Genomic DNA, 8115 nt, shown 5'->3' on the forward strand with positions numbered 1-8115 from the left:
AAATCTCTACTATATCTAGGCGATTAAGTCAATGTTTTAATCGCAGTCGCATAGCCAAAGTCTATGCTCTAACGCTTCGCTTCAAGCGGGGACACCCCGCAACGCCCCAAAAAAGGGAGAAAAGATAACTCTTTTTTACTTAAAAAAGTTTTTAAAATTATTATGTTTTTTTATTTATTTTATTGTTTTTATATTTTATATATTATGTTATTTAATTGTAAATTAAGTATTATTTTTGTATAATACTCTTAACAAAAAAGATAAAAGCCAAAAAAGAAAGGGTATAAGATGAATGCTTTTGTAAGAGAGGCGTTAGAGGCTAGAATGAAAGTTGTTAGAAATCGATATGGCTGGGAATTCCCAAGCACAGAAATTGAGGAATATTTTTTAAACCTTTTTGAGAATTGTGGTGTTGATATGCAAAACGACACTCCGTCATCTATTGTAGATAATGCAATTGTCAATGGCTCATACGGACACTATACTGATTTTTTTGAAAGCGAAAAAGAAGCATTGTGTGCTTATGAGAATGGCGATTTAATGTTTTGTGATAGGGATAGACACGGAGATTTATACGTTGTCTTTAGTTTTTAAGCTAAAATAAAAGGATAAAAAATGTTACAGAGTTACGAAAAAAATATAATTAAAGCGTTTCGTGCTGGTTTGTTTGATAATAGCAAACACGAACTTTACAAAAATTTAGCCGACACTTACAATTATGGCATAGGTGGTAGCGAAATTTCTATTTTTTATGATAGCACACTGGCTGCTTTTTTAATGAATATGCAAACGAAATAGAAAAGTATTGTGAAAATACGGATTGTTTAGAAGTTATGGAACAAGCAAACTGGGTTAAAATTTCACTATTTGATACTTTGTTTGATAATGAAAGCATAAAGGCAAGAGTTATGCAGGGCATATTTATGAACTTGCTATAAGTTTTATCGAAAAAAGGTGGCATAATATGTTTGAGATTATAGAATTTAGATTTTTGGATTTTCAAAAGATGATTGCTGAAAATTTACCACTTACAAATCAAGATATAAGAAGCTTAATAGATTTTTGCAAACAAAACGGCAAATTTATTAATCTAAAGGGGGTAAATATTCCGCCATTAAGGGATAAAATTTGCGAAGCATTTGAGGCTATGCAAGATGACCCAAAAATTGCACAAAGCCAGATTAAACTTGATTATGATGGTAATTTAATCAATTCGACATTTTAATGATATAAGGATGTAAAATATTTTTTGAAAAGTTTCCTGAATTGTTTTTTTTGCTGTAAGCATAAAAAGAGATAATAAAGGATAATAGGGCGTAAAAACGCCCTTGCAATAAAAAAATAAAAGGAGTAAAAATGCTAATCTTAGATAACATAAAATGTAGCAAGGAAGTTGAAAGATTTATTAGCAAAAACTATAAAAACAAAAAATATTGTCACGATGATTTTACTCAATCCTTGCAAGAGTTTGCAGATAATGAATACGCTCTGGTGACAAAAGCAGAGTTAAAAAAAATATTATGCCGATTTAGATTTTGCATTAAAAGCAGATTTTGAAGACAGAGTAAAAAAGAATAAAAAAATATGTATAATTATTTTAATGGTTTCGAACTTAAAAGTAGATTGATATTTTCATTATTTCAGCTTGATAGTTATTGAATATCTGCCTTTCATTAACCAATAACATTTTACTACCAACATTATACATTTACTAGCTTTGTCGCCTACATTGTTTCAAAAATAAATCTATATCCAGTTACGGCTCTATATTTACTCTTTTCAGTTTCTTTTTCATATCTTAGTGACTTAAAATTTTTACCATTAAGCTCATTAATAGACGGGATAATAACAAATCTATCTATATCAGTAGAAGTATATGTTTTGGGTGCGTTTGTAAGACGTAAAAATTCTTGCTTGTTAAAAGTTATAATTTTATGACCATTCTCATTTGGCTCAATGTTTTCAAATTGTTTTATACTCCTAAATAAACATATAGCAAATTTTCCACTAATTTCGCAAAGCTCATACATATCAAAATGCATAAAATTGCTAATCGTATCAAAAAGTAAATTATGTGCATAAGAATTTAGTCTAAATCTAAGCACTTGTTTATTTTTCATAGCACTTATTTTTTTAAAAAATGGAAAGCGAGTATAGTATTCGTCCTTTTTTTCAGAAAGGCAACTAACTGAGCTATTTGAGCTAGATACCTTATCTACAAAATTACAAATTTCACTATAAAAGCGTTTTTCATTTTTTTTGATAACTTCTATATCAAAAAATTTTTTTAAATCATCAAAAGATATATCTATTGTTCCTATATTTTTTCGTTGTTTGGCGTGCCAACAAATTGTGAAAAATATCTTAAAATCAATTGCGTTGAATGTTTTTGGAAAATCAAGGCAATTAAGCTCATTTTTGTAGGCCAAATCACTTGAGAGTGCTTTTTTCGTAACTCTAAACACCAAAAGTCCTTTCACGAACTCAAACGAAAAAAGACACATTCTATGTTTAATCCTTAAATACGACATAGCCAAAAATAATAATTTTCAGCTATTTTATTGTGTCTTATTGCGTTATAAGTTATATTAAAATTGTGTCTTTTATTATATCATAATCTTTGCCAACTACACACTAAAAATTTAAATTTCTACATTATTTAAAAATTTAGCTCTAGCTTTGACGTTTTGCGGTAAATATTTTGCATAAGTTTCATAGGTTTGATTTAGGTCTTTGTGTCCTAGCATTTTGCACCCAACCCACATAGGTTCCTCTCCGCGACTTAGCATAATAGAAGCAAACGTATGTCTAGTGTCATAAAGTCGCCGTTTCTTGTAGCCTAAACTGGATAAGAGCTTGTGAAAATTATGTCTTAAAACAAATCTACGCTTTTTAAAAATACGTTCATCTTGTTTTAATTTTAACTTAATTAACTCATTTTTTACAATATCAAGCATATCGATAATCCTGTTTGATGATATAGTTTTTGGACTATCTAAAATGCCATTTTCGGCTAAATTTTTTGAAATTCTAATCTCACACTTAATAAAATCTAAATCATCATAAGTAAGTGCTAAAATTTCTCCTGTTCTTGCTCCAGTAAAAAATGCTATTACTAAAAATGTTCTTAGTTCGCCAGTTGCACACTTGATTAAATTAAGCACTTCATCAAGGCTAAAAACTTCAAATTCGTTTTGGAATATCTCTTTTTTAACTTTTGGTAGCATAAAAACATTTTTTACAATATAGTCATTTTCAACAGCATAATTAAAAACTGATTTTGCAAATGAAGCAACACGCTTTAGGTATCGACTACAAATATTTTTACTCATAAAGTACCTTAAAAAAGATACATTATGTTCCCTTTTGTAATCATCTGCATATATCAATTTTTCAGTTGCACAAAATTCCAAGAATAATTTTATTATGTTGCGATATGAAGCAATAGTAGAAGCTTTTAAAAATAGTTTTTCATTAAATATTGCTTTACAAATGTAATATATGCTACGCCTATCATCGACGTATTGTTTTATATGTGCCTTTTTCTTTTTTTGCTTTGTTTCACTTTTTTGAATTTGTTTGATAGTATTATCGTCTTCCAGTTTTCTGTATAGCTTTATTATCTCCCTTTTATCATCAACAGAGCCAATAAATTCACTATAATGCTTTTTAACAAACGTTAAGGCAAAACTACAATTTTTTAAGCCAGTTGAACGCCTAATACGAATATTATTTTGCTGATAATCAATCCAAATAATGCCATTTCTAATATAAATATTATGATTTTTCTTTAAACCTTTCATAATTTTAATCATACCATATATAAAAATTTGCTTAAATTCTTAAAATATTTAAGAATTTAAAAAAATAATTCAAAATTTTTTAAAACTTAAAATAGCGATTTTACAGATATTATAAAGCATTTTACTTAATAAATACTTAAAAAATTATTTTTATATTTTTTAGTTTCAAAATGCATTAAAATACCCAATATATAAGTATTTAAGGCATATTATAAAAATTAATTAAATTTTTTAAACCGCAAAATCTCTACTTTAATTTGCAAATTTTGTTTCTGTATAAAAGCGTAAAATATTAGCTAGCTACCAAAAAAACGATATTGTAAAATTAATTTAAAAAATTAAGACCGCAAAATCTCTAGCCTCTATACTATAATATACATAAATAAAATAAAAGGGAAAAAAGAACTTTTAAATTTTAAAAATTTAAATATATTTAAATTTTAAATTTAAGTTTATAAAAATTTTAAAATTTAATATTTGATAAGAAAAAAATTTTAAAAATTTAAGTTAGTGTGTAGTTACTTAAAGAAATATTAATCATAATTTATATACTCTTTTTTGGTTAGATTGGTAAAAGATAGGAGTTAAGTCAAATGAGAAATAAGGAGACAAAAACTACACTTAATGACAACAATGCTTTTGAAAATAAAATTAATGAATATGGGTTTAATATTATAAAAGAAAATGGTAATTATGACATAGAACATAACAAAGACCCAAATTTTTTCTTTACAGCAAGAAATAAAGATGAGCTTATAAAGAATTTATCACTTTATGACGAAAAATTAGTTTTAAATACGTTTATATCCGATTGTGAGGATTTTAAAAAAAGAGGCAAACCAAATTCTCAATCTTTTATTGATACTAGATATGAAATTTATAGCTCTTTATATAATTTAAAAAAAGATTTAAACATAAAGACACAATCTCTTTACTCTAAAATGGGTGATGAAAAATATTATGGAAAAGAGTTAAATCAAAAACTAGAAACGATACTAAAAAAGTGTAGTAATTTTAATCAGAAAAATGAGGCTAAAGAAAAAGATAAAGACTTATATAACACTCCATTAAAACGTATGATTTTAACAAAAAACACTATTGATGATATTAATGCCAATGAGCCTTTAAGGGAAAGTTTTGACATTTTAAAACAAACCGAAATCAATCAAAAGGCTATTGATGAACTAAAGAGTAAAATTGAAACTAGTAAAGAGCAAAATAGCGATACAAAAACAAAAGAGCAAGAAAGCGTTGAGCTTAGCGACAAACAAAGGACTTACAATAAAAAAGAGAATGATTTGTTAAAACGCCACGAAAAAGAGCTTGAAATTTTAGAGGATAAACAAAACAAGTTACAAACACAATTTGAAAAAAGTATCGAAAATTTGTCAAATGCTAAAGACGTAGGAGGCATTATTGATTTTTTGAAACAAATTGACAACGTTATAGTGCTAACACTAGACCACGCAAACGCCACAAAAGAGATACACCAAAAACAATTGCAAGAAAAAATGCAATTAGCCTTTGAAAATCCAAAAATGAAAGAGGCAGTAGGAGAATTGGTAAAAGAAATTTATAATGGCAAAAATGAGCTTGAAAAGAGCTATGATGAAATGAAAAAAATGGAAAAATCATACGAGGAGCTAAACAAGAGTATTATAAAAAGTGGAGGCAAGGAAATGGATAAAAAAGAGCTGGATAATTTTGAAAAACAATTTGAAAATATTAAAAGAGTTTTACCTAAATTTGAAAATACTTATCCAAAAACCTGCAAAAAGGCAAATGATATTATAAAAGTCGGCAAAGAAAAAATTAAGAATAAAAGCCAAGAAACACAAAGAGATATGCAATATTATTAAGCATTAAAGATTAAGAAAGCAAAAGGAATGAAAAATGAAAAAATTTATAACTACAATTAGTATCGCAACGTCATTATTTTTAAGCAGTGCAAATGCTAGTGGTATACCAACAGTGGATGTGGCTGCAATAGCACAGCAAGTAATTGGCTATACACAAACATTAAAGGATTACGCCGAGCAGATAAAACAATACGAACAAATGGTAAAAGACACATTAAATTTTGAAAAGCAAATGAAAGAGCTTGGTGTCGATATGGGAAGTATTAATGAAATTTTTGGCGAAATAAATGGGCTTGTAGGCTCTATGAAAAGAATATATAGCGATATTAATAATATCCCAAACGATATACTAGGCTCTGTTGCTAGAATGCAAAAAGCGTGTAATTTTTTAGAAAGCCAAAGTAGTTTTTTTGGAACAGAAATCAAACGTATAGCTAACTCGTATGCTAATAAAACAAATCGTTGCATATCAGCACTATCAAATGGAATAGAACTTGATAAAACAATAGATGAACTTTATAGACAAATTGACAAAACAACAAACTACGCAGAGATGAAAGCTCTTAGAACACAAATTGATAATATACAAAAAGCAAGAGAGTTTATAAAGCAAGAGGAAGCAAAAGAGCAGTATGCTAAGATGATGAATTTTTACGACACATATCACGATGAAAATGCTCAAAATTCTTTTTATACAAAAGTACAAATGCAAAAAGATTTAAATGATTTTGCAAAACAACTAAATAAAGCCAACAATCAAAAACAAGCACAAGCTCTCACAAATGCCTTATTGCTTAAAATGCTTGAAAGTATGACACGCCAATATGAACTAAGTTTAGAATACTCAAAAGCTTCGATACAGCTAGGGCAAAATAGTAGCAATGATTTACTAACTTCACGAAACGTGAGCGAAGGTGATTTTCAAAAAGAATACAAAGAAATTGAATTAGATGAAGCTTTGATTGATTTAGGATATAGAGATAAAAAATTTAATTTAGATGAATTTGGCATACCAAAAGTAGGTGTGCAGTAAATAGGCAATAAATGAGTAAAAAAACCAATATTGTAGAGCTTCCATTACACGAAATTTTAATAGATAATGGATACTATGAGAAGCGTGAGAAAAGCAGTAAGCACTATAAAACATTAACAAATGACTATGGTGATACCATAGTCATCTCCAAACAATCAAACGGACACTATTTGTATTTTAATCCTAATGACAATAGTGATAAAGGTAATATAATTAATTTTTGTAAAAATCGTGGTATCGATACACAAGATTTAATGCAAAGCACTAATTATGATTATAAAAACTTAGAAAAAAATTATATAATAAATAAACAAATAGATAATAACAATATAAACCATACAAAAATTGAAATTTATAATAAAACACCAAGTATTAGTGAAAATAGTTTTCTAAGCAATAAAAGAGTCATTAGCAAACAAATTCTCTCCTTTTTTTCCGACCTTAAAGAAGATACAAAAAGCAAAAATATATTAACACCCAGCTATGTATTTAATGATAAAATAAATGGCATTACCAAAAGTGGGTATATTAGCTATCTAAATAATCCAATCACAAAGGATAGAGATGGGCGATTTTATGAACGTCCAATAAAACAGCTTTGCTATGGAACAAAAGGGCTTGAAATAATAGTTGCCGATAATGCCAATAAAAAAGATTTATCAAGTTATAAAAATATAGTCATAACCGAAAGTATTATAGATAGTCTTTCGGTTATGCAACTAAGGGGATTAGAACCAATCACAACACTCCTTTGCTCCACAAATGGACAAATTACAAGCACACACAAGGAAGTCTTTAAATTTATAAACTCAAAAGCTAAAAATGCTGAAATTCTATTAGGGTTTGATAATGATGAAAAGGGGCAGGAGTTTAACAAAATAGCTAGTGAAATTTTGCCTACTGCAAAAACAATCAAGCCTGTTTTAAAAGATTTTAACGATGATTTAATTGTTGGCAAGGTTTTAAAATTACCAAATAATTTTAGTAAAAAGCAATTACAAAAAGAGTGCTTAGAGTTCCAAAAAAGGGCTGTATATTTAAACAATAAATTTGATATTTTATATCCTAATGATAGACGGCGACTTTTGTCAGAAATAGCAAAAAACGACATTCCAGTTGTTGATAAAATAGCCAACAAAGTCGCCAAAATATTTGACTTTAGTCAAACTATAAATACCTATGAGACTATAACATTAAAGGTGCAAAAAACTCAAAATATTCAACTTTCAGTTTGAATTAATTTTTTAATAAGTTTTACAAAATACGTGTTTATCGCGTTTTACATAAGATTTAACAAATTTACTTCCGCAAAATCTCTACTATATCTAGGCGATTAAGTCAATGTTTTAATCGCAGTCGCATAGCCAAAGTCTATGCTCTAACGCTTCGCTTCAAGCGGGGACACCCCGCAACGCCCCAA

General features: G+C 28.0%; 9 protein-coding genes. 7 read left to right on the top strand and 2 right to left on the bottom strand.

The annotated features are described in order from the left end of the window. Positions 1 to 288: 288 nt before the first annotated feature. The 4 genes from KDE13_RS09335 to KDE13_RS09350 all read left to right on the top strand — a co-directional run bounded on the left by KDE13_RS09335 (position 289) and on the right by KDE13_RS09350 (position 1557). A complete protein-coding gene (locus KDE13_RS09335; RefSeq protein ID WP_212143694.1) occupies positions 289 to 594 on the top strand; it encodes a hypothetical protein in 306 nt (101 codons plus the stop codon). Between the two features lie 21 nt (positions 595 to 615). Beyond that, positions 616 to 798, top strand: coding sequence for a hypothetical protein (locus tag KDE13_RS09340; protein WP_212143695.1), 183 nt, complete (start codon positions 616 to 618; stop codon positions 796 to 798). Positions 799 to 964: 166 nt separating this feature from the next. Further along, complete coding sequence (locus KDE13_RS09345; RefSeq protein WP_212143696.1) at positions 965 to 1225, top strand: hypothetical protein; 261 nt, start codon at positions 965 to 967, stop codon at positions 1223 to 1225. A gap of 131 nt (positions 1226 to 1356) precedes the next feature. Further along, positions 1357 to 1557: a hypothetical protein gene (locus KDE13_RS09350; protein WP_212143697.1), complete on the top strand. Its 201-nt coding sequence runs from the start codon at positions 1357 to 1359 to the stop codon at positions 1555 to 1557. A 167-nt stretch (positions 1558 to 1724) separates the two neighbouring features. Here the strand turns inward: KDE13_RS09350 and KDE13_RS09355 are convergent, their stop codons facing one another. Further along, positions 1725 to 2465, bottom strand: coding sequence for a replication initiation protein (locus tag KDE13_RS09355; RefSeq protein WP_212143698.1), 741 nt, complete (start codon positions 2463 to 2465; stop codon positions 1725 to 1727). Between the two features lie 177 nt (positions 2466 to 2642). After that, the gene (locus tag KDE13_RS09360) at positions 2643 to 3815 is read right to left on the bottom strand and encodes a tyrosine-type recombinase/integrase (RefSeq protein WP_229204422.1); all 1173 of its coding nucleotides are present in this window, start codon (positions 3813 to 3815) and stop codon (positions 2643 to 2645) included. Between the two features lie 581 nt (positions 3816 to 4396). Here KDE13_RS09360 and KDE13_RS09365 point away from each other — a divergent pair. The 3 genes from KDE13_RS09365 to KDE13_RS09375 are packed head-to-tail and all read left to right on the top strand — an operon-like array spanning position 4397 to position 7930. Next, on the top strand, positions 4397 to 5662 hold the full coding sequence (locus KDE13_RS09365) for a hypothetical protein (RefSeq protein ID WP_212143699.1): 1266 nt from the start codon (positions 4397 to 4399) through the stop codon (positions 5660 to 5662). A 34-nt stretch (positions 5663 to 5696) separates the two neighbouring features. Then, positions 5697 to 6695 carry a hypothetical protein gene (locus KDE13_RS09370; protein WP_212143700.1) on the top strand — a complete coding sequence of 333 codons (999 nt, stop codon included), beginning with the start codon at positions 5697 to 5699 and terminating at the stop codon, positions 6693 to 6695. Between the two features lie 11 nt (positions 6696 to 6706). Further along, positions 6707 to 7930, top strand: coding sequence for a toprim domain-containing protein (locus KDE13_RS09375; protein WP_212143701.1), 1224 nt, complete (start codon positions 6707 to 6709; stop codon positions 7928 to 7930). Positions 7931 to 8115 lie beyond the last annotated feature (185 nt).

This window comes from Campylobacter anatolicus, assembly GCF_018145655.1.
In the GTDB taxonomy this organism is placed as follows: Bacteria; Campylobacterota; Campylobacteria; order Campylobacterales; family Campylobacteraceae; genus Campylobacter_A; species Campylobacter_A anatolicus.